Source organism: Pseudomonas putida W15Oct28 (assembly GCF_000708715.2).
Lineage (GTDB): Bacteria > Pseudomonadota > Gammaproteobacteria > Pseudomonadales > Pseudomonadaceae > Aquipseudomonas > Aquipseudomonas putida_R.
Map to the genome: position 1 here is coordinate 1 of NZ_JENB01000020.1, position 22,717 is coordinate 22,717.

Genomic DNA, 22,717 nt, shown 5'->3' on the forward strand with positions numbered 1-22,717 from the left:
GGAATCGAGCAGTTATCATCAAGAACCATGCTTGCAGCACGTTGCTTGAACTCACGGGTATAGGTCTTTCGTTCTTGCATGGAACCTCCTGATTGGGCGAATCATATCGCCCTTAAGAGGTGTCCGGGATCATTAGGCCAGTTCAGTTCACTACCTGTGGGAGCGGGCAAGCCCGCGAATGGGCCACCGCTATTTTTGTTTGTCTACCAGCCCCGCCAGCAAGTCCACCGGCATCGGGAAGACAATGGTCGAGGTCCTGTCCCCCGCAATCGCCCCCAGCGTCTGCATATAGCGCAACTGCATCGCCCCAGGCTCCTTGCCCAGCATCTGTGCGGCCTGCATCAGCTTCTCCGACGCCTGCAATTCCCCCTCGGCATGGATCACCTTGGCCCGCCGTTCGCGTTCGGCTTCGGCCTGCCGGGCGATGGCGCGGACCATCGATTCGTTGAGGTCGACATGCTTGATCTCGACGTTGGCCACCTTGATGCCCCAGGCATCGGTTTGCGCGTCCAGCACCTGGCGAATGTCCGCGTTCAGTTGCTCACGTTCGGCCAGCAGCTCATCCAGTTCGTGCTTGCCCAGCACCGCACGCAGCGTGGTCTGGGCCAACTGGCTGGTCGCTACCAGAAAGTCCTCGACCTGGATGATCGCCTTTTGCGGGTCGAGCACACGGAAGTAGAGCACCGCGTTGACCTTGACCGAGACGTTGTCGCGGGTGATCACATCCTGTGGGGGTACATCCAGCACCACGGTGCGCAGGTCTACCCGCACCATTTGCTGGATTACCGGGATCAACAGGATCAGCCCCGGCCCCTTCACCTGCCAGAACCGCCCCAGCTGGAACACCACGCCGCGTTCGTATTCGCGCAGGATGCGAAACGCCGACAGCAACAGCATCGCCAGCACGATCAGCACGGCAGTGAAACCCACTTGCATGAACATGGTCATTCTCCTTGCGCCGCAGGCGCGGCGGCGCTCACGTCCAGCATCACGCCATGGCGCGCGGTCACCCGCACGTTCTGGCCCGCTTGCAGCGGCGTTGCGCACTGCACTTGCCATTCCTCGCCCTGGGCCAGGACCACGCCACGGAACGGGTTGCCTGCCATCACCTGGGTGACGGTGACCAGGCTGCCGACCAGGCCGGCGTCACCGCTGACCAATGCCCGTTGGCGTGCCTTGAGGGCCATGCCCAGCACGCCACCGATCAGCAGCGCGGAAAGCACTGCCAGGGTACCGATCAAGGCCAGCGGGATGCCGAAGCCGGGGGCGTCGGTGTCGATCAGGATCAGCGCGCCGACCACAAAGGCAACGATGCCGCCAAAACCGACCACGCCAAAACTGGGCAAGAAGGCTTCGGCGATCATGAAGGCGATGCCCAGCAAGATCAGCGCCACCCCGGCGAAGCTCACCGGTAACAACTGCAGGGCGTAAAGCGCCAATAGCAGGCAGATGCCGCCGACCACGCCCCCCACCGCAGAGCTGGGGCTCATGAATTCGAACAGCAGGCCATACACGCCGATCATGATCAGGATAAGCGCCACGCTGGGGTTGGTAATGACCGCCAGTACCCGTGTGCGCCAGTCCGGCAGGTGCTCGACCACACTGGCGCCGGCGGTCTGCAGCTGGCGTGGCTGGCCGGCGACCTCCAGCGTTTTGCCATCGAGCTTGCGCAGCAGGGCGGGCAGGTCATCGGCTACCTGGTCGATCACATTCAGCCGCAAGGCCTCGCTAGCCGGCAGGCTGACGGCCTCGCGCACGGCTTTCTCCGCCCAATCGGCATTGCGCCCGCGCAGCTGCGCCAGGCCGCGTATGTACGCAGCGGCGTCGTTGACCTGCTTGCGGGCCAGGGTTTCATCATCGCTGCCCTTGGCCTTGTCGTCCTTGGGCGCACCAGGGGGGCCGCCGATCTGCACGGGCGTGGCAGCACCCAGGTTGGTCCCGGGGGCCATCGCGGCAACATGGCTGGCGTAGAGAATATAGGTGCCGGCGCTGGCAGCGCGGGCACCGCTGGGGGCCACGTAGGTGGCAACCGGCACGGGGCTGGCGAGAATCGCCTTGATCATCTGGCGCATGGCGCTGTCCAGGCCACCGGGGGTGTCCATGCGGATCACCACCAGTTGCGCGCCCTGCGCCTGGGCCTGGTCGAGGCTGCGTACCAGGTAGTCGGCGCTGGCCGGGCCGATGGCGTCATCGATGCCCAGCACCCACACCGCACCGGGCGCTGCCTGGCCACCTGGCGTGATGCCAAGCAGCAACAGCAGCAACAGCCAGCGCCAGCAGCGGGCGATCACCTGTCGTCACCTCGTATGCCCCTATTACACAAGTTTAGCCCTGCCTGCCGCTACCCGGCCTAAAATTGGAGATTGGGGGGCGTAACCGGAGGTGCATCATGCGTATGGCAAAGACCCTGCAGGCCCGCCTGGACAAGGCCAACTGCGACTACGACATCATTCCCCATCCACACTCGGCCACCAGCCTGGAGTCGGCCCGTACGGCCGGCGTGCCGGCCGAGCGGGTCGCCAAGTCGGTGATGCTCGATGACCGGCATGGCAACTACATCATGGCCGTGCTACCGGCCAACCGGCATCTGGACATGACCAAGGTGCGCATGTCCGGGGCCTGGCAACTGACCCGTGAAAGCGGCCTGCCGAGCCTGTTCGGCGACTGCGAGCGCGGCGCCGTGCCGGCCCTTGGCGACGCTTACCAGATAAAAATGCTGCTCGACCCGAGCCTTACCCGCCAGGGCGATGTCTACCTGGAGGCGGGTGACCACGATCACTTGATCCACATGAGCATGGAGCAGTACATGAAGCTGGTGCCGCACGCCGAAGTGCGCGAGCTTTGCTGATGTTTTCACACCAATGCCAGACGGGCGTCGTGGACGGCCTGTCTGGCGCTCAGGAGGAACCATGGAAGCGCCGATCCATCCCTTTGCCGACCTTTTCAAGCAGTTGGGCTTGCCCGACGATCCCACGAGTATCGATCAGTTCATCACCAGCCATTCCCCGCTGAAGAATGAAACCAAGCTGGTGGATGCGCCGTTCTGGACCGACTCTCAGCGTGCTTTTCTCAAGGAGAGCATCATTGAAGATGCCGATTGGGCGGTGCCGTTCGATCAACTCAACGAAGCGTTGCGCCGCCCCCGAAAATAAAGCGCCGAGCGGCACCTGACGAGTGATCGGCCGTTGCTATGCTCAGGAAAACAATAAGGGGATAGCGCGATGAAAGATCCCTACGCACCAGGTTTCTGGTGTTCCGTGACGATCCTGGGCACCCTGACGGCCAGTTACTTCTATGGCATCAGGCAGACGCAACAGATGAACCAGGCAGTGCATTTCCTGTATGCCGCTGCGGCTGTCACTGTGGCGGTTGTACTGGTGGCGCTGACCTGGATTGCCTGGCAACAGTTGCACCTGAACAAGCGTGAAGTGATTCAGGGGCGAACGTTGCTCACCATCTGGAACACCAAGGTAGCGCTACGCCGCGTCGAGACGGTGTTCGACCGGTACTTCTGGGGCAGCTACTGGCACTCGGGGCGCACGTTCGAAGAGGTCATGGGCGAGCTCAAGGGCACGCCGCTGGAGCAGAGCCTGGATGCGCTGAAGCGCCAGTGCCGGGTACTCGACCGTGAAATCCATGACCATCATCACCATTGGCTGGCCAATGCCCGCGACCTGTCCAGCGTGGCCCAGGCCATGGCCCGCGAACGCTACCAGCTGGACCTGGGCGAGCCCACCTGCAGTGGCAGTGGCAATACTGCTGTGCTCAACCGTGACCTGGAAGTGCTGGTATACACCTGGTCGGCGCGCCTGCGCAGCTTCGACCATCAGCTGGACGAGCTGGAGCGCGCCTACCATTGAGGGGCTTCACTCGCCGCGGATGTACTGCTCCAGCTGCTGAATCAGGCTGGCCTGTTCGGTGATGGTTTCCTTGACCAGGTCGCCGATCGACAGCAGGCCGAGCAGCTTGCCGTTGTCGACCACCGGCAGGTGACGCAGGTGACGGTCGGTCATCAGGTTCATACAGAAATCGAGCTTCTGCTTCGGCTCCACGGTGACCACGGGTGCGCTCATGATTTCGCGCACCGGGGTGGCGGCGGAAGAGCGGCCCTTGAGTACCAGTTTGCGTGCATAGTCCCGTTCACTGACGATACCCACCACCTGGTTGCCCTCAACCACGGGCAACGCACCGACGTTTTTCTCCGCCAGCATTTTCAGGGCGTCGAGCACCGAGTCATCCGGGCCGATGGTGTAAACGGTCTGGTGCTGGGACTTGGTCTTGAGGATTTGTTCGACGGTCTTCATACGGGCCTCTGCGGGTGAAAAAAGCGCTGTCTCGGAGTAACTAAAGCATCCGGCACGGCGCTCTGCACGGCAATGCAGGAAACGGCATGGAGTCGATTGAAAAACGTCATCGGTGTTCGCCTGTGCCGGCCTCTTCGCGGCTGAAGCCGCTCCCACAGGAATTACACCACCTTCAAAATCTGTGCGATCCCTGTGGGAGCGGGCGTGTCGAGGCGTCGAACCGCCGCGAACACCGGCGAAGCCGGTGCCATCCACCGCGCAGGGTTCTTCGCGGGCATGCCCGCTCCCACAGTGACTGCGCAGGCTTCAGGGTTGATGCAGTACCTGTGGGAGCGGCCTTGGCCGCAAAGAGGCCAGTACTGTCGATCAAAGTTTCGGCATCTGCCCGAGTCGCGCCACCATCTCGCTCACGATCTGCAGGTCCAGCATGAACTGGTCCACAGTTTTGAACTCGTTGTCGTTGTGCCCGGTGTATTTCACATCCGGCATGGCCAGGCCGAACTGCACGCCATTGGGCAGGTCATGCACCGAGGTCGCTCCGGCCGAGGTACCAAACTCATGCTTCATGCCCAGGTTCTCGGTGGCCACAGCCAGCAGGGCCTTTACCCATTCGCCTTCGGGGTTGCGATACATCGGCTCGTCCAGGCTGTAGTCGAACGCCACCGAGGTGCGGCTTTGCCGGGTCCATTTGCCCAGTTTGTCGGCCAGGTCGTCCTTGATCGTGGCGATTGGCTTGCCCTTGGGAATGCGCAGGTTCACGGCCAGTTTCAGGCCTTTGTCATCCACCCCGACAAAGGTCAACGAGGCGGTCAACGGGCCCATGAACGGGTCCTTGAAGGCCACGCCGAGTTTGTTGCCCAGGTAGTCCAGGCCCCAGTTATCGGCGGCGTAGCGGGCAGCGTCGGTGAACTGGTTGTGCTTGAGCGGCACCTGTTGGCCCAGGCCGTTGATGAAGTCGAGCATGCGGGCAACCGGGTTCACCCCGGACTCCGGTTCCGAAGAGTGGGCGGAAACACCGGTGACGGTGAGCAACACCTGCTTGCCATCGGCCTTGGCGTCGATACTGAAGTCGCTGCCATGCTGTTTCACATAGTTGGCGCCGGCTTGCTGCAGCTGTTTGGCCAGTTGTGCCGGGTTGTCAGAAACCAGGGTTGCTACGGAAGTGGTCGGAATCTGGTTGGTGGCCAGCCCCCCCGTCAGGTTGACGATCTCGGCACCCTTGCCGTTGGCCGGGCGCTTGCTGAAGCTGGCCATGACCGTGCCGTAGCCTTTCTCGGCAATTACCACCGGGTACCCACCGTCGAGGGCGAGGTTGTAGTCGGGGGTAGGGTTGCGCTCGAAGTAGTACGGGATGGCATCACCGCTGGTTTCCTCGGTGGTGTCGATCAGCAGCTTGAACTGCCGGGCGAGCGGCAGGTTTTCGTCCTTGGCCACTTTCAGCGCGTACATCGCCACCACGATGCCGTTCTTGTCGTCTTCGGTGCCGCGGCCATACATGCGGTCGCCAACCAGGGTGACCTTGAACGGGTCCAGGCGCGTGCCGTCAGCCAGCTTCCAGTTGTCCGGGTTGACCGGCACCACGTCAGCGTGGGCATGGATGCCGATCACTTCCTTCCCGCTGCCCAGCGAGATCTCGTACACCCGGTTGTCGATGTTGCGGAAGGCCAGGCCAAAGCTGTCGGCCAAGGCCTTGATCTTGTCGGCGATCTTGAGGAATTCAGGGTTTTCGTATTGCGGCGTACCCTCGACATTGAAGGTGGGAATGGCCACCAGCTCGCGCAGGGTTTCGGTGGCGGCCTTGCCGTACTTGATGCGGGTATACAGGCCGAGCAGGCGATTGATTTCGTCTTGCTGTTCGGCGGCCAGTGGCTTGTTGGCCAGGTAGGCGTCCAGGGTTGCGTCAAGGTTGTCGGCCTTGGCCAGGTCGCTGCCTTTAAGCTTGCCGAGGAACTGCTTGAAGTCGCTTGGGTTGCTGGCGTCGAAGGCTTTGACGATGGCAGCGGACTGCTGCTGGGTGAGGTTGGCCTGGGCCGGTTGGGTGAACAGGCCGATGCTGGCCAGTAGCAGGGTGGTGGCGGTAAGTTTTTTCAAGTGCATGGTTGTGCGCATTCCTTCGCCAATCATTGTTGTGGGTTACCCGCCTGGAAAACGGGAAGACGCTCACGCTAACACCAATGACCCGTGGCACGGGAGTACCAGAAACGCGACATGTCGCACAAACGAAAAAGCCCCGGGCGCAGGCCCAGGGCTTTTTGATATGGCGCACTCGGCGGGATTCGAACCCACGACCCCTGCCTTCGGAGGGCAGTACTCTATCCAGCTGAGCTACGAGTGCAACGCGCAGGCATGATACCCATCTGTATCGTTGACGTCCATCGCCTTGATCTGTGGCCTTTTTCCTCTTTTTCCGCAGGCGGCTTCTGCGGGCCATTGGCCTGCGCAAATTTATCTATCCATATGCGATATCAATATTTCCCACACCCTTCTTATGCCCTCTATCCTCTGGTCACAACTTGTTATAACAAGTCATCGATCAGCGAAGAGATCCCATGGCCCAACTGCTCCCCCTGTCCCCGGTACCGCTCTACACCCAGCTCAAGGAACTGCTGCGCGAGCGCATCCTCGACGGTACTTATCCACCGCACAGCCGCATGCCCTCGGAAAGCGAACTGGGCAAGGCCTTCGACGTCAGCCGCATCACCGTGCGCCAGGCACTGGGCGACCTGCAGAAGGAAGGGCTGATCTTCAAGATCCACGGCAAAGGCACTTTTGTCGCCAAGCCCAAGGCGTTCCAGAACGTCAGTACCTTGCAGGGCCTGGGCGAGTCGATGACGCAGATGGGCTACGAAGTGATCAACCGCCTGCGCAGTTTCCGCCATGTGCCGGCCAACGCATTGGTTGCCGCCCGGCTGCAGGTCGAGGAGGGCAGCCTGGTCACCGAGATCCGCCGGGTGCGCCTGATCAACCGCGAGCCGGTATCGCTGGAGCTGACCTGGCTGCCCAAGGCCGTCGGCGAAAAACTGGAGAAGGCCGACCTGGTCACCCGCGACATCTTCCTGCTGCTGGAAAACGACTGCGGCATCGCCCTTGGCCACGCCGACCTGGCCATCGATGCGGTACTGGCCGACAGCGACCTGACCCAGGCCCTGGATGTTGAAGAAGGCTCGCCGATCATGCGCATCGAGCGCCTGACCCATGCTGCCGACGGCACGCCACTGGACTTCGAACACCTTTACTACCGCGGCGATTCCTTCCAGTACCGCCTGCGCATTGATCGCCAGAAAGGGGGCAAGGCATGAGCATCCAGACCCAGGACTACGACATCATCATCATCGGTGGCGGCACGGCCGGGCCGATGGCGGCGATCAAGGCCAAGGAGCAGGACAAAAGCCTGCGTGTGCTGCTGCTGGACAAGGCCAACGTCAAGCGCAGCGGCGCGATCAGCATGGGCATGGACGGCCTGAACAACGCCATCATCCCCGGCCACGCCACCCCCGAGCAGTACACCAAGGAAATCACCGTGGCCAATGACGGCATCGTCAACCAGGCCACCGTGCATGCCTACGCTACCCACAGCTTTGAAACCATCGAGCAACTCGACCGCTGGGGCGTGAAGTTCGAGAAGGACGAGACCGGCGACTACGCGGTGAAGAAGGTTCATCACATGGGCGCCTACGTGCTGCCCATGCCCGAAGGCCACGACATCAAGAAGGTGTTGTACCGCCAGCTCAAGCGTGCCCGGGTAGAAATCAGCAACCGTATGGTCTGCACCCGTGTGCTGCTCGATGGCGAAGGCGCCGCCGCGGGTGTGCTGGGCTTCGACTGCCGCAGCGGCGAGTTTCGCGTGGTGCGGGCCAAGGCGGTGATCCTTGCCTGCGGTGCCGCCGGGCGCCTGGGCCTGCCGTCGTCGGGTTACTTGATGGGCACCTACGAGAACCCGACCAACGCCGGTGACGGCTACGCCATGGCCTACCACGCAGGCGCCGAGCTGGCCAACCTCGAGTGCTTCCAGATCAACCCGCTGATCAAGGACTACAACGGCCCGGCCTGTGCCTACGTCACCGGCCCGCTGGGTGGGTATACCGCCAACAGCAAGGGCGAGCGCTTTATCGAGTGCGACTACTGGAGCGGCCAGATGATGTGGGAGTTCCACCAGGAGCTCGAAGGCGGCAATGGCCCGGTGTTCCTCAAGCTCGACCACCTGGCTGAAGAGACCATTCAGAACATCGAAGAGATCCTGCACAGCAACGAGCGCCCCAGCCGTGGCCAGTTTCACGCCGGGCGTGGCACCGACTACCGCCAGCACATGGTCGAGATGCATATCTCCGAGATCGGTTTCTGCTCCGGGCATTCGGCGTCGGGCGTGTGGGTCAATGAAAAGGCCGAGACCAGCGTCAAAGGGCTGTATGCCGCGGGCGACATGGCTGCGGTGCCACACAACTACATGCTCGGCGCCTTTGCCTATGGCTGGTTTGCCGGCGTGAACGCCGCGCATTACGTGGCCGGGCGCGAACTCGCCGAGGTCGATGCCGAGCAGGTCGAACGCGAGCGCGCGCGGGTGTTTGCCCCGCTGCAGCGTGAGCATGGCCTGCCGCCAGCCCAGGTCGAATACAAGCTCAGGCGCATGGTCAACGACTACCTGCAGCCGCCGAAGGTGACCAAGAAGATGGAAATCGGCCTGGCGCGCTTTGCCGAGATCGAGCGTGATCTGGAGCAGATGAAGGCCAGCAACCCTCATGAACTGATGCGTGCGATGGAAGTGTCGGTGATTCGCGACTGCGCCGAGATGGCGGCGAGGGCTTCGCTGTTCCGCGAGGAAAGCCGCTGGGGCCTGTACCACCACCGGGTGGACTTCCCTGAGCGCAACGATGGCGAGTGGTTTTGCCATTGCCACCTGAAAAAGGGCGAGAACGGCGAAATGACCAGCTTCAAGAAGGCCGTTGAACCCTACCTGATCGCCCTGGATGCAGAAGAGCAGACCGCCTATGACCGGTTGAGGGTAAAAGCCGATGCGGCATGAGTGGGGCTGCTTCGCAGCCCAATCGCCGGCAAGCCAGCTCCCACAGGTACTGCATCGACTGTGAAGTTTGCACCCTCCTGTGGGAGCTGGCTTGCCGGCGATGGGGCCATCAGTTTCAGCAAAAAACAGAACGAGGGCCACAGGCCCCAAGGACTCCGTGAAATGGCCTACCAGCCGCAAGAAATCTTCTTCCGCAGCAGTGCCCCGGTCACCATCGACGAAGACAAATGCATCGCCGAAAAAGGCTGCACCGTGTGCGTCGAGGTCTGCCCCATGGACCTGCTGGCGATCAACCCGGCCACGCAGAAGGCCTACATGGCTTTCGACGAGTGCTGGTACTGCATGCCCTGCGAGAAGGACTGCCCCACCGGCGCGGTGAAGGTCGACATCCCGTACCTGCTGCGCTGATTCATCCCGCCATCCGGCGAACCACCGGACGCCCTCCTGCTGTGCCCCTCGTTTCCCACCACCCAAGCCGGGCGGCGGAGACGACTCCAACTCTTATAACGATTCGAGGGGAAACACCCATGCGCCTTGTTGCAACCGTGGCCGGCCTCGCGCTGGCGCTCACTGGCCTGAATGCCAGCGCCGAAACCATCCGTATCGCCATCGGCACCCAGGACACCACCATCAACTGCGCCACCGGCGGCCTGCTGATCCGTGAGCTGGGCCTGCTGGACAAGTACCTGCCGCACGACGGCAAGTACAAGGACGCCACCTACCAGGTCGAGTGGAAGAACTTCACCAGCGGTGCGCCGCTGACCAACGAAATGGTCGCCGGCAAACTCGACTTTGGCGCCATGGCCGACTTCCCGGGGTCGTTCAACGGCGTTGCCCACCTGGATGCCGGCAAGCGCAGCCTGTTCATCAGTGTGCTGTCCGGCAGCGTGCATGGCAGCGGCAACGGCATCGTCGTACCCGCCGCGTCCAGCGTGCAGTCGCTGGCAGAGCTCAAGGGCAAGACCATTTCCGTGCCGTTCGCCTCCACTGCCCACGGCATGCTGCTGCGGGCCGTCGCAGCCCAGGGCTGGGACCCGCAGAAGGATGTGCGCATCATCGCCCAGGCGCCGGAAATCGCCGGTTCCGCCCTGCGCAGCAACCGCATCGAAGCCCACGCCGACTTCGTGCCGTTCGCCGAGCTGTTCCCCAACCGCGGCTTCGCCCGCAAGATCTATGACGGCGCCCAGGCCAACGCACCGACTTTCCATGGTGCCCTGGTCGATGCCGACTACGCGAAGAAGTACCCGGAAGTGGTCACCGCCTATCTGCGCGCCAGCCTTGAAGCCGACCGCCTGATCGCTGCGCAGCCTGAGAAGTACAGCGAACTGATCGAGAAGGTCACGGGTATCGAAGCCGAGGTCAATTACCTGTTCCACGGCCCGCTCGGCCTGCAGACCCGTGACCTGACCTGGAAGCCCGAATACCGCCAGGCAGTGGCTACCTCCATCGATACGCTCAAGCTGCTGAAAAAGACCGACCGCGGCCTGGACACCGGCAAGTTCATCGACGACCAGTACATCCGTGCCGCCTTCAAAGAGGCTGGCCTGGACTACAACAAGGCGCTGAAAGATTACGACCCGCTGCCACTCAAGGCCAATGACGCGCTGACCGGCAAGCCGATCACCGACTTCAGCCGCCTGGCGCAAATCTGGGTGCGCGGTGAAGACAAGGTCCGCCACTACGCTTCGCCGGAGGCCGCCCTTGGTGCGCTGGCCCAGCTGGAGCAGGAGGGCAAGGACATCCGCGCCATCTACGCCCAGGCCGCCGACAGCGGCATCAAGCTGCTGGCCAACCAGGCCTGGTTCGTGCGCAACGGCAACGGCGAACTGGCGGCGTTCCTGCTCAAGGACCAGGCCGAGCAATATGCCAAGGCCCATGGCGGTGAGGCGCTGGACTTTGTCAGCGCCAACCAGAAGCTGGTCGCGCAGCGCTGACCGGGAGGCACCGACATGACCCGCAACCTCAAGCGCTGGCCGGTGCGCCTGGCGTCGCTGCTGGCCTGCCTGCTGTTCTGGCAGGTGGCGGCACACGTGAAACTGGACCTCGGTCTGCTGACCTTCACCTATGTCCCCACTCCCGAGGCGGTGCTGGACGCTGCCTGGCAGTTGCTGACCTCCAGCACCCTGCTGGCGCACCTGGGCAGCAGCCTGTCGCGGGTGTTTGCCGGTTATGCCACTGCGGCACTGGTTGGCGTGGCCCTGGGGTTGCTGATCGGCCGCTCGCAATGGGCTGAAGACACCCTGCTGCCGCCGCTGGAAGTGCTGCGGCCGATTCCGGCGGTGGCGTGGATCCCGCTGGCGATCCTGATGTTCCCGTCGTCGGAACTGTCGATGGTGTTCATCACCTTCACCGGCGCGCTGTTCCCCATCCTGCTCAACACCGTGCATGGCGTCGAGGCGGTCGACCCGCGCCTGGTGGCATCGGCACGCAGCCTTGGTGCCGGGCGCTGGGCAATCCTGCGCGAAGTGGTGTTGCCAGGGGCGTTGCCGAGCATCGTCACGGGCCTGGCCATCGGCATGGGGACATCATGGTTCTGCCTGGTCACCGCCGAGATGATTTCCGGGCAGTTCGGCATCGGCTACTACACCTGGGAGTCATACACCTTGCAAAACTACCCGGACATCATCGTCGGCATGCTGCTGATCGGCGTGCTGGGCATGGGCAGCAGCGCCCTGGTCAAGCGCCTGGGGGCGCTGGCCACGCCGTGGTACCGCACGCGGAGGGCCAGTTGATGAACAGTTATCAACAGGCGCCGGGGCGTATCGATGGTCGTGGCCTGTCGATTCGCCTGGGGCACGGCAGCGAAGCGTTCGAGGCAGTGCAACGCCTGGACTTTGCCGTGGAGCCTGGCGAGTTCGTCTGCATCCTAGGCCCCTCCGGTTGTGGCAAGTCGACGTTGCTCGGCGCCCTGGCCGGGCACCTGGTGCCCAGCAGCGGCCAGCTGAATGTGGACGGCCAGCCCGTTGCCGGGCCGTCACCGCAGCGGGGCATGGTGTTCCAGCACCACACCTTGCTGCCCTGGCGTAGCGTGCTCGACAACGTGGCCTTTGGCCTGAAGATGCAGGGCCTGGGCCGCGCCGAACGTCACCGGCAGGCGGGCGAAATGCTGCAACTGGTGGGGCTGGCCGACTTTGCCGGGCGCTGGCCCAACCAGCTGTCCGGCGGTATGCAGCAACGGGCCGAAATTGCCCGGGTTCTTATCAACCGCCCACGGCTATTGCTGATGGACGAACCTTTCGGCGCACTGGATGCGCAAACCCGTGCTCGCATGCAGGAGCTGTTGCTGGATATCTGGGCCAGCATCCGCACCACCGTGGTGTTCGTCACCCACGATATCGACGAAGCGCTGTTCCTCGCCGATCGCATCCTGGTGATGAGCCCGCGCCCCGGTCGCTTTATCGAGGACCTGCGCCTGGACTTTGCGCGACCCCGCCGCGCCAGCCTGCTGACTAGCCCTGAATTCACTCACCTCAAGCGTCACTGCCTGGCGTTGCTGCGCCACGAGGAAGGCCGCGAACTGCCGCGCCTGACCCCGCTGGGCCTGCCGGACACTGACCACCCACCGCTACGGATCGCGCTATGACTGACCGAACGACCGACAACCCCGACATCCTTGCCCTGTTGCCTCGCCTTGATGCCAGCGACGCTGGTGTGCGCCGCATCGCCCTGATCGAGCTGGCCGACCTGGAAGACCCGGATGGCTTGCCTTGGCTTACCGATGCACTGCTGGTGGACGCCGCTGATGAGGTGCGTGCCGAGGCCGCGCGCCTGCTCGAGGCCTGGGAAGAACCTGAAGTTGTGCAAGCCTTGTGCGCTGCGCTGGCCGATGCCGCCGAACCGGTACGGCTGGCTGCGGCGCAGAGCCTCAGCGAACTCAAAAGCCTTGAAGCCGGCCAGTTGATCCTGCCATGGGTCAAGCACGCCGATGCCTTCGTCCGCGCCAGTGCCCTGCGAGCCTTGCGCGAGCTGCGCCTGGAGGATGCTGCCGACCCTGCGCTGCTGGCGCTGGCCGATGACGACGCCGCCGTGCGGCGCGAGGCCGTGGGCATTCTTGGCTGGCTCAAGCACCAGCCGGCGTTGCTGGCGCTGGCAGCGCTCGCCGAGGCCGAGCCGGACACCGAGGTGCGCCGCGCGGCCATCGGCGCGCTGGGCCTTGCACGGGACAGCTCGGTGCTGCCTGCGTTGGTGGCGGCATTGACTGACCAGGCCTGGCAAGTGCGCGAGGAAGCCGCCACCACGCTAGGCAAAGTCGGTCAGGAACAAGCAGGCCCGGCACTGGTGGAGGCCCTTGCCGATGACTTCTGGCAGGTACGCCTGCGGGCCGCGCGTTCACTGGGTCGGTTGCGCTATGCCGCTGCACTGGACGCGCTTGGCGCGTTGCTTGGCCATGGCATTGCCAACCTGCGCAAGGAGGCGGCGCTGGCCCTGGGCGAGCTGGGCCAGGCGCGTGCCTTGCCGGTGCTGCAAGCCGCCGAGGCCGACAGCGACCCCGAGGTGCGCAAGGCGGTGCGGATTGCCCTGGCGCAACTGCGCGGGGCTGCCTGATGAACGCCCCGCAAGCCATTCGCAACCTGCGCGGGCCAGGGCAGTTGGTACTGCAATGGGAAGACGGCGAGCACAGCCTCAGCCATACCCGTTTGCGCGGTGCTTGCCCCTGTTCACAATGCCGTGCGGCGCGGCTGTCGGGCGCGATCAGCCTGGTGCGCGACGATGTGCGTGTGGAGCGGATTACCTCGCAAGGGTATGGCGTGCAGCTGGTGTTCAGCGATGGGCATGAGCGCGGGATCTACCCTTGGGCTTACCTGCGCGACCTAGTCAGCAAGTGAAGCTGATCCCTCAGCTACCGCATCCCCCTGTAGGAGCAGCCTTGTGTTTGCCTTGAAGTCGACGCCGGTCAGGTAGGAGCAACTGTCTTGCTCAAACGCTGAAAGTCCCTGCGATCACTGTGGGAGCGGGCGTGCCCGCGAACACGGGCGAAGCCCGTGCCAGGCACCGTGTTGGAGCCTTCGCGGGCGTGCCCGCTCCCACAGGTACGGCGCTGGCTTCGGGCCCATGCTGTACCTGTGGGTGCGGGTTCACAATGCAATCAGCTCCGGCCGCAGCCCTTCCACCCGTCGAACCGGCGGTGGCAGGTAGCCGCCATCTCCGGTGATCTGGTGCAGCACTTTTTCGCGCAGCCCATGCAGCGCTACACCAGTACGCAAACGTGGGTGCGGCAGGTCGACCTCGACCACCGACTTGATCCTGCCCGGCCGTGGCTCCAGCACCACTACCCGATCCGCCAGGTACGTCGCCTCTTCGGCATCGTGGGTCACCAGCAACGTTGTGATACCTGCTCGCTCACGAATGGCCAGCAGCTCGTCCTGCAGTTGCTGGCGGGTCAGCGCATCGAGTGCACCGAACGGCTCGTCCAGCAACAGGATCCGTGGGCTGGCCACCAACCCACGGGCAATCGCCACGCGTTGGGCCATGCCACCGGAAAGCTGGTGCGGGTACGCTGTCTCGAAGCCGGCCAGCCCCACCAGCAACACGAACTCGTGCACACGGCGGGCACGCTCCCCCTGGGTCAGTTGCTCGTTCACCAGGCCCAGGGCGATGTTCTGCTCCACCGTCAGCCAAGGGAACAGGCGGTGTTCCTGGAACACGATACCGCGCTCGCCACCGATGCCGCTGACGGTGTGCCCATCGACGCGGATGCTGCCGCTGTAGTCGGTGTCCAGGCCCACCAGCAAGCGCAGCAAAGTGGATTTGCCACAGCCGGAGGCACCGACAATGGCAATGAACTCGCCTTGGTTGATCGACAGGTTGAAGTTGCGGATGGCCTCGAACGGCTGGCCGTCCACGGTGAACACCTTGCCGACACCCTCGAAGCTGACCAGCGGCGGGGTGGTGTCGGGCTGGTTGGCCGCCTGCAGGTGCGACGTGTTGAATGCGTTCATGCGGTTCTCCAGCGCGTGGCGCGCGATTCGAGGCGTTGTCCAAGGGTGCCGAGCAGGGCGCCGACCAGGCCGATCAGGACCATGGCGGCCATCACCTGGTCCATGCGGAACAGTTGCTGGGCGCCAATCATCAGGCTGGCGATGCCACCGTCCGACGGCATGAAATACTCGGCACCGATGGTGCCCAGCCAGGCGTAGATCAGTGACAGGCGCAGGCCGGCGAATATCGCCGGGGCCGCACCGGGCAGCACCAGCAGGCGCAGGCGTTGCCACAGGTTCAGGCGCAGGGTGCGGGCCGCTTCGCCCAGCTGTGGCGAGAGGCTGGCGATACCGCGTTGGGTAGCGATCAGCAGCGGGAAGAATGCGGCCAGGCCAACGAACACAAGCTTGGCCCCTTCACCCAGGCCGAACCACGCAGTGAGCAGTGGCACCCAGGCGAACAGCGCCACTTGGCGCAAGGCCGACAGGCTTGGCCCGAAGACCCGTTCGGCCGCGCTGGAAAGCCCCAGCAGCAAGCCGGCCAGCAGGCCTGCGGCGCCACCCAGCAGCAGGCCGCTCAGGGTGCGTTCCAGGCTCAGCAACAAGGCCTGCGGCAGCGACCCATCGGCCAGGCCGACCAACAGCGTGCGCAGCACCTCAAGTGGCGAGGTGAGGATGTTCGGGTCAACCCAGCCAAAGCTGTTGCTGGCCTGCCACAGCGCCAACAGCCCCAAGGGCAGCAGCAGGCTCTGCCAGCCGCGTGGCACAGGCCCGCGCTGCTGCTCGCCAGTGGCCGGTTGCGGCCAGTACAGCAGGCGCTTTTCCAGGGCTGAGAAGCTGCGCTCCAGCACGGCGCCGACCAGGCCGATCACCAGAATGCACAGCATCACCAGGTCGAGCATGAACAGTTGCCGGCCCCACACCATCAGGTAACCGATCCCCTCGCTGGAGGCCAGCAACTCGACCGCCAGCAGCGAGGTCCAGCCGGTGGCCAGCGCCAGGCGCACGCCGGTGAGGAAGGCGGGCAGGGCGGCCGGCAGTAACAGGCGCAGGAACAGCAGGTGACGGGGCAGGCGCAGCGCCGCAGCGGCCTCACGCAGCTTTGGCTGGGCATCGCGCACACCTACCAGCGTGTGCAAGGTGACCGGGACCACCACGGCTTTTACCAGCACCACCAGCTTGAGCAGTTCGCCGATGCCGAAGAACAGCATGAACAACGGAATCCAGGCCAGGGTAGGGATCTGGGCAAGCGCCACGAAAGTCGGCAGCACCAGCGTCTGTGCCCGCCGCGAAGCCCCCAGCCACACACCCAGCAGCAAGCCGCTGGCAATGCCCGCCGCCAGCCCCCAGAACAGCCGTTGCAGGCTTATCCACAAGTGCCCCCACAGCTCGCCGGAGCCAAACTCCAGCGCGCTTTGCCACACCAGCGCCGGTGCCGGCAGGATCTGCTCGCTCATCCAGTGCTGCCGGCTCGCCACCACCCACAGCAGCGCAATCAGCGCAGGCAGCAACCAAGGCAACAAGCGGTCACGGCCTTTGTGGGAGCGGGCTTGTGTCGCGATAGGGCCGCGCAGCGGCCCCCGAAGCCACCTCCGATTCCTGCTCAGAACTCCATTCATCGGCCATCTCTCGAAGCGTTGTTAGGTTATTCATTTATGGAATTAAAAAAACCATAAAGTGACTTTCAAGAGATAAGAGCATGCGCCCCGTGCATACGGAAGCCCCCCGCCGTTGCGTTTTCCTCATATTTTCCATGCGCTTTGCGCAAGCTTCCCGCAGGCCCGCATGCCGCCTGGTTTATGCCTTCCAGTTACTAAAAAATGAAGTTTTGATCTTTGTAGGTTCTAACCAGACCTGCCTAGCTTCTGGCCAAAGCGCCGGCCTTCGCCGGTGGCAGCCTGCCAAGGAGCCTTGCCATGAAAACCCCGTTGCGCCACCTGATCACCGCCCTTGGGCTGGCCTTTACCCTCGGTGCCCACGCCGCTGAACCGGCCAAGCCAGAAAGCATTCGCATCGCCGTGCCCGACCTTAGCGCCGGCAGCAAGCCCAGCGCCGGTGGCGTGGTCGATGTGTTGCGTGACCAGCAACTGCTGGAGAAAGAGTTCGCCAAGGACGGCATCCGCATCGACTGGCACTTCTTCAAGGGCGCGGGCCCCGTGGTGAACGAGGCGCTGGCCAACGGCCAGGCCGACTTCGCCTATCTGGGCGACCTGGCCGCGATCGTCGGCAAGGCCAATGGCCTGGACACCCGCGTGCTGTCGGCGGGGGTGCGTGGGGTCAAGAGCTACCTGGGTGTGGTGCCCGGCTCTGGCATCAAGACCCTGCATGACCTCAAAGGCAAGCGCGTGGCGGTGTTCCGCGGCACAGCCAATCAGCTGTCGTTCGCCAGCGCCCTGGCCAGCCAAGGGCTGACCGAGCGCGAACTGAAAGTCATCAACCTGGACTTCAACGCTGCCAACGCCGCGCTGGCGGCCAAGCAGATTGACGCCACCTGGGGCCTGTCCAACCTGCTGTCGCTGCGTGAGCGTGGCTTGGTCGAACTGCCAGTCAACTCGCGGGATCTCGAAGGCGCCGGCAGCACCCAGGCGGTGCTGCTGGGCACCGGCGATTTCATCCGCAAGTACCCCGAGCTGGTCCAGCGCCTGGTCAACGCCCAGGAGCAGGCCAGCACCTGGCTGCGTGATGAACACAACCGCCAGGCCTACATCGATCTTGTGGCCAGCAACGCCAACTGGCCACGCAGCATCCTCAGCGATGACCTGGCCAAGGAAGACCTTGCCCATTACTTCGACCCACGCCTGGACGCTGACTTCGTCGGCCAGCTGCAGCAGGGCGTAGACCTGGCCGCCAAGGAGCGTTTGATCCGCCGTGGCTTCCAGGTAGCCGACTGGATCGAACCGCGTTTCCTCGATGCTGCGCTGAAACAGGAACAGGCCGTGCAGGCCGCCCGCTGAACCTTCAAAAACCCGACAATGACCGCAAGGACCACGACCATGAGCAATGCCGCCCTGGCCACCGCGCCACAAACCCTCGAACTCGACATTCACCCGGTTGCCGGCCGTATCGGCGCCGAAATCCGCGGTGTGCAACTGTCCGCCGACCTCGATGCCGCCACCATCGAGGCTATCCAGGCTGCACTGGTACAGCACAAGGTGATCTTCTTCCGCGACCAGACCCACCTGGATGACCAGAGCCAGGAAGGCTTTGCCAAATTGCTCGGCGAGCCGGTCGCCCACCCCACCGTACCGGTGGTGGACGGCACCAGCTACCTGCTGCAACTCGATGGCGCCGAAGGCCAGCGGGCCAACTCCTGGCACACCGACGTGACCTTCGTCGACGCCTACCCCAAGGCCTCGATCCTGCGCAGCGTGGTAGCGCCGGCTTCGGGTGGCGACACCGTCTGGGCCAACACCGCTGCGGCTTATCAGGAACTGCCCGAGCCGCTGCGCGAGCTGGCCGACAAGCTGTGGGCGGTGCACAGCAACGAATACGACTACGCCAGCATCAAGCCGGATGTGGACCCTGCGAAGCTGGAGCGCTACCGCAAGGTGTTCACATCGACCGTTTACGAGACCGAGCACCCGGTAGTGCGTGTGCACCCGATCAGTGGCGAGCGGGCGCTGCAACTGGGGCATTTCGTGAAGCGCATCAAGGGCTATTCGCTGGCGGATTCGCAGCACCTGTTCGCGGTGCTGCAAGGGCATGTGACGCGCCTGGAAAACACCGTGCGCTGGCGCTGGCAGGCGGGGGACGTGGCGATCTGGGATAACCGCGCGACGCAGCATTATGCGGTGGATGACTACGGGACCCAGCCGCGGGTGGTGCGGCGGGTGACATTGGCGGGAGAGGTGCCGGTTGGGGTGGATGGGCAACTGAGCCGGACTACGCGTAAAGGTTGATATTGCCGGGGCCGCTTTGCGGCCCTTTCGCGACACAAGGCCGCTCCCACAAAAGCACGGCGTACGCCGATCCAATGTGGGAGCGGCCTTGTGTCGCGAAACGGGGGCAAAGCCCCCGCCCGTCACAACCCGGTATCACAGGCAATCAACTGCCTGACCAGCCCCTGCGCCAACGGTGACAAACCATACCCCACCCGGCTCACCACCCCATAGCGGGTATGGCATGCCTCTTCCTGCTCGGGCGTCAGGTCTGCCAGCTTCAACTTCACCAGCCCGCCCTCGCGTTGATACGGCCGCAAGTTGGCATTGCAGGCAATGCCGATGGTGTTCGAGTGCATCACCACATTCAGCAGCGCATACCCGTGCTCGCACTCCACTGAGGGCAGAAAGTCCTGCCGCCCGCTGAGGTCGCTGAGGATCTTGCGGATGTTCGGCGGGCGGAAGGTGGTGGCCATCGGGTAGTCGAACAGGTCTCGCGCCTGCACGGCTTCCTGCTCGGTCAGCGGGTGCCCGGCGCGGCAGCAGAAGTGCCAGCGCTGTGGCGCCAGCTTGTGCACCTGGTAGTCCGGGTCGGACTCGAACTGGCGCGTGTCGGCGACAAAGAACTCGATCTCTTCGGCCACCAGCTTGCGGTTCAGCGCCTGCCAGTTGTCCACCTGGAAGCACGTGCGCGCCGCCGGGTACTCGGCCACGAACCGCGCCACCGCGCGCGGCACCAGGCCACCGGCCGGCGCCGGGCCGGAGCCGAAGCGCACCACCCCGGTGGTGGCGCCATTGAACTGGTGGATTTCGTTGACCAGGTTGTGCGCCCCGTGCACCAGCCGCCGCGAATGCTCCAGCACCAGCAAGCCCTGGCGGGTTGGCGCCAGTTCTTTGCTGGCGCGGTCCACCAGGCGGCAGCCGATGTTGTGCTCCAGGGTCTGGATGCTGCGGCTGAAGGCCGATTGCGACAGGTTCACCGCCGCCGCAGCGGCCACGAAACTGCGGTGCTCGACGAGGGCGATGTAGTGACGCAGCTGACGCAGATCGATATGCATTTTCTACATTAAAACCTTCGGTCAAATGCAATTGCTGACAAGGGTGAGTCCCCTTATAAAGGGTGTTACTTATTCCACTAAATATGAATTGCAAATATTTATATTACTTAAAAGAATATAAGCCCAACTGACCGCGATTCGGTTCCGCTAACGGAAATGCTCGCCAGGGCCCATGCCTCAAGGAGCATTTGCATGTCCGGACTTTCCCGTTGGCCTGCGCGCGCGTCGCGCTTCACCTTGCAACCCTTGGCCGCTGGCGTGTTGCTGGCGGCGTCCTCTGGCAGCTTCGCCGAAGAGCCGGTCAGCACCACCCCGGCGGTAGAGCAGGAAGCCAAGCTCGGCACCGTCACGGTCAATGCCCGCCGCCGCGAAGAAACCGCGCAAAGCGTGCCCACGCCAATCAGCGTGCTCGACAGCGAAACCCTGGAAACCCAGCGCATCTACCGCGTGCAGGATTTGCAACAGCTGGTGCCCAGCACCAACGTCGCTTACGTGCATGCCCGCCAGTCGAGCATCTCGATCCGTGGCCTGGGCAACAACCCGGCCAGCGATGGCCTGGAGGGCAGCGTCGGCATCTACCTGGACAACGTCTACCTCGGTCGCCCCGGCATGGCGGTATTCGACCTGCTGGACGTGGAGCAGCTGGAAGTGCTGCGCGGGCCGCAGGGCACGCTGTTCGGCAAGAACACCACGGCCGGCGTACTCAACATCACCACGCGCAAGCCCACCTTCCACCGTGAAGGCAGCATCCAGCAGTCAATGGGCGAAGACGGCTACCTGCAAACCCAGGGCAGCTTCTCGGGGCCGATCAGCGAAACCCTGGCCGGGCGCATCAGCGCCTACCGCACCGAAGACGACGGCTATGTGAAGAACATCCACAACGGTGACGACCTCAACGGCGGCAAGCGCCAGGGCTTTCGCACCCAGTTGCTGTTCAAGCCCAGCGACACCTTCAACCTGCGCTGGATCGGCGAATACAACGAAGAAGACTCCAACAACGGCATCCTCAGCCTGTACAGCACCGGCCCGACCATCAATGGCGTCAACCGCTACGAAAGCCTGGCCGCCCAGGCCGGTGCGACGCTGGTGTCGGGCAAGGACCGCAAGGTCAATTTCGACGCCGACCAGCAGGTGACGGTGTTCCAGGGCGGCACCTCGGTGGAAGCCAACTGGACCTTGCCCAACGACTTCACCCTGACCTCGATCACCGCCTACCGCTGGTGGGACTTCACCCCGCGCAACGACGATGGCCTGAACGTGCCGGTGTTCTACAGCGCCGGGGTATCGGTGCGCGACAAGCAGTACTCGCAGGAAATCCGCCTGGCTTCGCCTACCGGTGGCGCCTTCGACTACGTGCTGGGTGCCTATTACTTCAAGCAGGACCTGGACAACAAATCCTTCACTTACTACGGGCCGCAGGCGGATGTCTGGAACCTCACACCGGCCGGTGCGCTGAACAACGTCAACACCATTGGTGACGGGCACATCGATACCGACAGCTATGCGCTGTTCGCCCAGGGCACCTGGCATGTCACCGACCGCCTGGACTTCACCGCTGGCATCCGCGGTACCTATGAAGAGAAGAGCGCCTGGGTGACCCGCGATGCGCCTGAGGGCGGCGCCGCAGTAACCGGTGCTGCTGCCACCGCGCGCCAGGCCCGGATAGGTGCCTACGATTCGGGCGACCTCAACCAGTACAGCTTCAGCCCTTCCGGCCTGCTGGGCCTGAGCTACCGCTTCAACGAACAACTGCTGGGCTACGCGACCCTGACCCACGGTGAGAAGTCGGGTGGCGTCAACCTTACCGTCGGCGCAGCACCACGGCTGGGCACCGATTCGCTGCTGGTGGGCACCGAGCGGGTCAACAACGCCGAACTGGGCTTGAAAAGCACCCTGTTCGACGGCCGCCTGCAACTCAACAGCAACCTGTTCTGGGCCGAAGTGCATGGCTACCAGGCCAACGTCTACGACCAGATCAACCGCGTGCAATACCTGGCCAACGCCGGCAGCGTGCGCTCGCGTGGCCTGGAGTTCGAAGCCACGGCGCTGCCGATCCGTGGCCTCACGGTCAACTTCAACGGCTCGTGGAACGACGTGCGCTACACCGAGTACAAGGATGCCCCATGCCCGCCTGAGGTGAGCCTGGCCAATGCCACCGCCACCTGCGACTTGTCCGGCCACCAGGTGGTCGGCGCCTCCAAGTACATCGCCAACCTCAACACCCAGTACAAGTGGCAGGCCACCCAGCACGTCGAGCCCTACGTCACCGCCAGCTACGCCTTCCGCTCGAAGGCCGTGGGCACCATCGACGATTCCGATTTCGGCCAGATCCCCAGCTACGCGCTGGTCAACCTTTCCGCCGGTGTGCGCCTGGACCAGGGCGATGGTGTGGTCGACCTGTCGCTGTGGGTGAAAAACGCCGGCGACAAAACCTACTTCACCAGCCTGTGGAACTCCGCCAACGGTGGATATGCCGGCGTGCTCGGCACCCCGCGCACCTTCGGCGCCACCGCCCGTTACGACTTCTGAGCACAAGGAG

21 protein-coding genes and 1 tRNA gene are annotated in these 22,717 nt (G+C 63.8%); 14 read left to right on the forward strand and 8 right to left on the reverse strand.

The features are described 5' to 3' along the window. Positions 1 to 189: 189 nt before the first annotated feature. Both AK81_RS15555 and AK81_RS15560 read right to left on the reverse strand, forming a co-directional pair. The gene (locus AK81_RS15555) at positions 190 to 942 is read right to left on the reverse strand and encodes a slipin family protein (RefSeq protein WP_043200234.1); all 753 of its coding nucleotides are present in this window, start codon (positions 940 to 942) and stop codon (positions 190 to 192) included. 2 nt (positions 943 to 944) lie between these two features. Next, positions 945 to 2,291, reverse strand: coding sequence for an NfeD family protein (locus AK81_RS15560; protein ID WP_043200235.1), 1,347 nt, complete (start codon positions 2,289 to 2,291; stop codon positions 945 to 947). 98 nt (positions 2,292 to 2,389) lie between these two features. On the opposite strand from AK81_RS15560, the gene AK81_RS15565 reads away from it, so the two are divergent. From AK81_RS15565 to AK81_RS15575, 3 genes are all read left to right on the forward strand, one after another. Next, entirely contained in the window at positions 2,390 to 2,848 is a 459-nt protein-coding gene (locus AK81_RS15565; protein WP_016484356.1) for an aminoacyl-tRNA deacylase, read from the forward strand. A 61-nt stretch (positions 2,849 to 2,909) separates the two neighbouring features. Continuing rightward, complete coding sequence (locus AK81_RS15570; RefSeq protein WP_043200237.1) at positions 2,910 to 3,152, forward strand: DUF2789 domain-containing protein; 243 nt, start codon at positions 2,910 to 2,912, stop codon at positions 3,150 to 3,152. A 69-nt stretch (positions 3,153 to 3,221) separates the two neighbouring features. Then, on the forward strand, positions 3,222 to 3,860 hold the full coding sequence (locus tag AK81_RS15575; RefSeq protein WP_043200238.1) for a hypothetical protein: 639 nt from the start codon (positions 3,222 to 3,224) through the stop codon (positions 3,858 to 3,860). Positions 3,861 to 3,866: 6 nt separating this feature from the next. Here AK81_RS15575 and AK81_RS15580 read toward each other — a convergent pair whose 3' ends face one another. From AK81_RS15580 to AK81_RS15590, 3 genes are all read right to left on the reverse strand, one after another. Further along, positions 3,867 to 4,304 carry a CBS domain-containing protein gene (locus tag AK81_RS15580; protein ID WP_043200239.1) on the reverse strand — a complete coding sequence of 146 codons (438 nt, stop codon included), beginning with the start codon at positions 4,302 to 4,304 and terminating at the stop codon, positions 3,867 to 3,869. Positions 4,305 to 4,670: 366 nt separating this feature from the next. Continuing rightward, positions 4,671 to 6,401 carry a dipeptidase gene (locus AK81_RS15585; protein ID WP_043200240.1) on the reverse strand — a complete coding sequence of 577 codons (1,731 nt, stop codon included), beginning with the start codon at positions 6,399 to 6,401 and terminating at the stop codon, positions 4,671 to 4,673. 161 nt (positions 6,402 to 6,562) lie between these two features. Then, a tRNA-Arg gene (locus AK81_RS15590) sits at positions 6,563 to 6,639 on the reverse strand. Between the two features lie 214 nt (positions 6,640 to 6,853). Here AK81_RS15590 and AK81_RS15595 point away from each other — a divergent pair. The 8 genes from AK81_RS15595 (at position 6,854) to AK81_RS15630 (ending at position 14,150) form a co-directional block, all read left to right on the forward strand. Further along, positions 6,854 to 7,603 carry a GntR family transcriptional regulator gene (locus AK81_RS15595; protein WP_043200242.1) on the forward strand — a complete coding sequence of 250 codons (750 nt, stop codon included), beginning with the start codon at positions 6,854 to 6,856 and terminating at the stop codon, positions 7,601 to 7,603. After that, on the forward strand, positions 7,600 to 9,324 hold the full coding sequence (locus tag AK81_RS15600; RefSeq protein WP_043200245.1) for a fumarate reductase/succinate dehydrogenase flavoprotein subunit: 1,725 nt from the start codon (positions 7,600 to 7,602) through the stop codon (positions 9,322 to 9,324). Before AK81_RS15595 ends, AK81_RS15600 begins: the two co-directional genes overlap by 4 nt. A gap of 162 nt (positions 9,325 to 9,486) precedes the next feature. Continuing rightward, positions 9,487 to 9,732, forward strand: a complete 246-nt coding sequence (locus AK81_RS15605) for a 4Fe-4S dicluster domain-containing protein (RefSeq protein ID WP_008096634.1) — start codon at positions 9,487 to 9,489, stop codon at positions 9,730 to 9,732. Between the two features lie 119 nt (positions 9,733 to 9,851). Further along, positions 9,852 to 11,258, forward strand: a complete 1,407-nt coding sequence (locus AK81_RS15610; protein ID WP_043200247.1) for an ABC transporter substrate-binding protein — start codon at positions 9,852 to 9,854, stop codon at positions 11,256 to 11,258. A gap of 15 nt (positions 11,259 to 11,273) precedes the next feature. Next, entirely contained in the window at positions 11,274 to 12,056 is a 783-nt protein-coding gene (locus AK81_RS15615) for an ABC transporter permease (RefSeq protein WP_043200249.1), read from the forward strand. After that, on the forward strand, positions 12,056 to 12,907 hold the full coding sequence (locus AK81_RS15620; RefSeq protein WP_043200250.1) for an ABC transporter ATP-binding protein: 852 nt from the start codon (positions 12,056 to 12,058) through the stop codon (positions 12,905 to 12,907). Before AK81_RS15615 ends, AK81_RS15620 begins: the two co-directional genes overlap by 1 nt. After that, positions 12,904 to 13,869, forward strand: a complete 966-nt coding sequence (locus tag AK81_RS15625; protein WP_043200252.1) for a HEAT repeat domain-containing protein — start codon at positions 12,904 to 12,906, stop codon at positions 13,867 to 13,869. Before AK81_RS15620 ends, AK81_RS15625 begins: the two co-directional genes overlap by 4 nt. Next, a complete protein-coding gene (locus AK81_RS15630) occupies positions 13,869 to 14,150 on the forward strand; it encodes a DUF971 domain-containing protein (RefSeq protein WP_043200255.1) in 282 nt (93 codons plus the stop codon). The genes AK81_RS15625 and AK81_RS15630 overlap by 1 nt, the downstream gene beginning before the upstream one ends. Positions 14,151 to 14,399: 249 nt before the next feature. On the opposite strand, the gene AK81_RS15635 is transcribed toward AK81_RS15630, so the two are convergent. Together AK81_RS15635 and AK81_RS15640 are read right to left on the reverse strand one after the other, a co-directional pair. After that, positions 14,400 to 15,263, reverse strand: coding sequence for an ABC transporter ATP-binding protein (locus AK81_RS15635; RefSeq protein ID WP_050491894.1), 864 nt, complete (start codon positions 15,261 to 15,263; stop codon positions 14,400 to 14,402). Then, positions 15,260 to 16,861, reverse strand: coding sequence for an ABC transporter permease (locus AK81_RS15640; RefSeq protein ID WP_241496083.1), 1,602 nt, complete (start codon positions 16,859 to 16,861; stop codon positions 15,260 to 15,262). The genes AK81_RS15635 and AK81_RS15640 overlap by 4 nt, the downstream gene beginning before the upstream one ends. Positions 16,862 to 17,158: 297 nt before the next feature. On the opposite strand from AK81_RS15640, the gene AK81_RS15645 reads away from it, so the two are divergent. Both AK81_RS15645 and AK81_RS15650 read left to right on the forward strand, forming a co-directional pair. Next, positions 17,159 to 18,196: an ABC transporter substrate-binding protein gene (locus AK81_RS15645; RefSeq protein ID WP_043200257.1), complete on the forward strand. Its 1,038-nt coding sequence runs from the start codon at positions 17,159 to 17,161 to the stop codon at positions 18,194 to 18,196. Between the two features lie 39 nt (positions 18,197 to 18,235). Then, positions 18,236 to 19,141: a TauD/TfdA dioxygenase family protein gene (locus AK81_RS15650; RefSeq protein WP_019471770.1), complete on the forward strand. Its 906-nt coding sequence runs from the start codon at positions 18,236 to 18,238 to the stop codon at positions 19,139 to 19,141. A gap of 122 nt (positions 19,142 to 19,263) precedes the next feature. Here the strand turns inward: AK81_RS15650 and AK81_RS15655 are convergent, their stop codons facing one another. Continuing rightward, a complete protein-coding gene (locus AK81_RS15655) occupies positions 19,264 to 20,178 on the reverse strand; it encodes a LysR family transcriptional regulator (RefSeq protein ID WP_043200260.1) in 915 nt (304 codons plus the stop codon). 192 nt (positions 20,179 to 20,370) lie between these two features. Here AK81_RS15655 and AK81_RS15660 point away from each other — a divergent pair, with 192 nt between their 5' ends. Continuing rightward, the gene (locus AK81_RS15660) at positions 20,371 to 22,707 is read left to right on the forward strand and encodes a TonB-dependent receptor (RefSeq protein WP_043200262.1); all 2,337 of its coding nucleotides are present in this window, start codon (positions 20,371 to 20,373) and stop codon (positions 22,705 to 22,707) included. Positions 22,708 to 22,717: the final 10 nt, after the last annotated feature.

Coding starts and splice junctions, on each gene's coding strand:
- AK81_RS15555 (WP_043200234.1), bottom strand. CDS start 942: ATGTTCATGCAAGTGGGTTTCACTGCCGTGCTGATCGTGCTGGCGATG.
- AK81_RS15565 (WP_016484356.1), top strand. CDS start 2,390: ATGCGTATGGCAAAGACCCTGCAGGCCCGCCTGGACAAGGCCAACTGC.
- AK81_RS15570 (WP_043200237.1), top strand. CDS start 2,910: ATGGAAGCGCCGATCCATCCCTTTGCCGACCTTTTCAAGCAGTTGGGC.
- AK81_RS15575 (WP_043200238.1), top strand. CDS start 3,222: ATGAAAGATCCCTACGCACCAGGTTTCTGGTGTTCCGTGACGATCCTG.
- AK81_RS15580 (WP_043200239.1), bottom strand. CDS start 4,304: ATGAAGACCGTCGAACAAATCCTCAAGACCAAGTCCCAGCACCAGACC.
- AK81_RS15585 (WP_043200240.1), bottom strand. CDS start 6,401: ATGCACTTGAAAAAACTTACCGCCACCACCCTGCTACTGGCCAGCATC.
- AK81_RS15595 (WP_043200242.1), top strand. CDS start 6,854: ATGGCCCAACTGCTCCCCCTGTCCCCGGTACCGCTCTACACCCAGCTC.
- AK81_RS15600 (WP_043200245.1), top strand. CDS start 7,600: ATGAGCATCCAGACCCAGGACTACGACATCATCATCATCGGTGGCGGC.
- AK81_RS15605 (WP_008096634.1), top strand. CDS start 9,487: ATGGCCTACCAGCCGCAAGAAATCTTCTTCCGCAGCAGTGCCCCGGTC.
- AK81_RS15610 (WP_043200247.1), top strand. CDS start 9,852: ATGCGCCTTGTTGCAACCGTGGCCGGCCTCGCGCTGGCGCTCACTGGC.
- AK81_RS15615 (WP_043200249.1), top strand. CDS start 11,274: ATGACCCGCAACCTCAAGCGCTGGCCGGTGCGCCTGGCGTCGCTGCTG.
- AK81_RS15620 (WP_043200250.1), top strand. CDS start 12,056: ATGAACAGTTATCAACAGGCGCCGGGGCGTATCGATGGTCGTGGCCTG.
- AK81_RS15625 (WP_043200252.1), top strand. CDS start 12,904: ATGACTGACCGAACGACCGACAACCCCGACATCCTTGCCCTGTTGCCT.
- AK81_RS15630 (WP_043200255.1), top strand. CDS start 13,869: ATGAACGCCCCGCAAGCCATTCGCAACCTGCGCGGGCCAGGGCAGTTG.
- AK81_RS15635 (WP_050491894.1), bottom strand. CDS start 15,263: ATGAACGCATTCAACACGTCGCACCTGCAGGCGGCCAACCAGCCCGAC.
- AK81_RS15640 (WP_241496083.1), bottom strand. CDS start 16,861: ATGAATGGAGTTCTGAGCAGGAATCGGAGGTGGCTTCGGGGGCCGCTG.
- AK81_RS15645 (WP_043200257.1), top strand. CDS start 17,159: ATGAAAACCCCGTTGCGCCACCTGATCACCGCCCTTGGGCTGGCCTTT.
- AK81_RS15650 (WP_019471770.1), top strand. CDS start 18,236: ATGAGCAATGCCGCCCTGGCCACCGCGCCACAAACCCTCGAACTCGAC.
- AK81_RS15655 (WP_043200260.1), bottom strand. CDS start 20,178: ATGCATATCGATCTGCGTCAGCTGCGTCACTACATCGCCCTCGTCGAG.
- AK81_RS15660 (WP_043200262.1), top strand. CDS start 20,371: ATGTCCGGACTTTCCCGTTGGCCTGCGCGCGCGTCGCGCTTCACCTTG.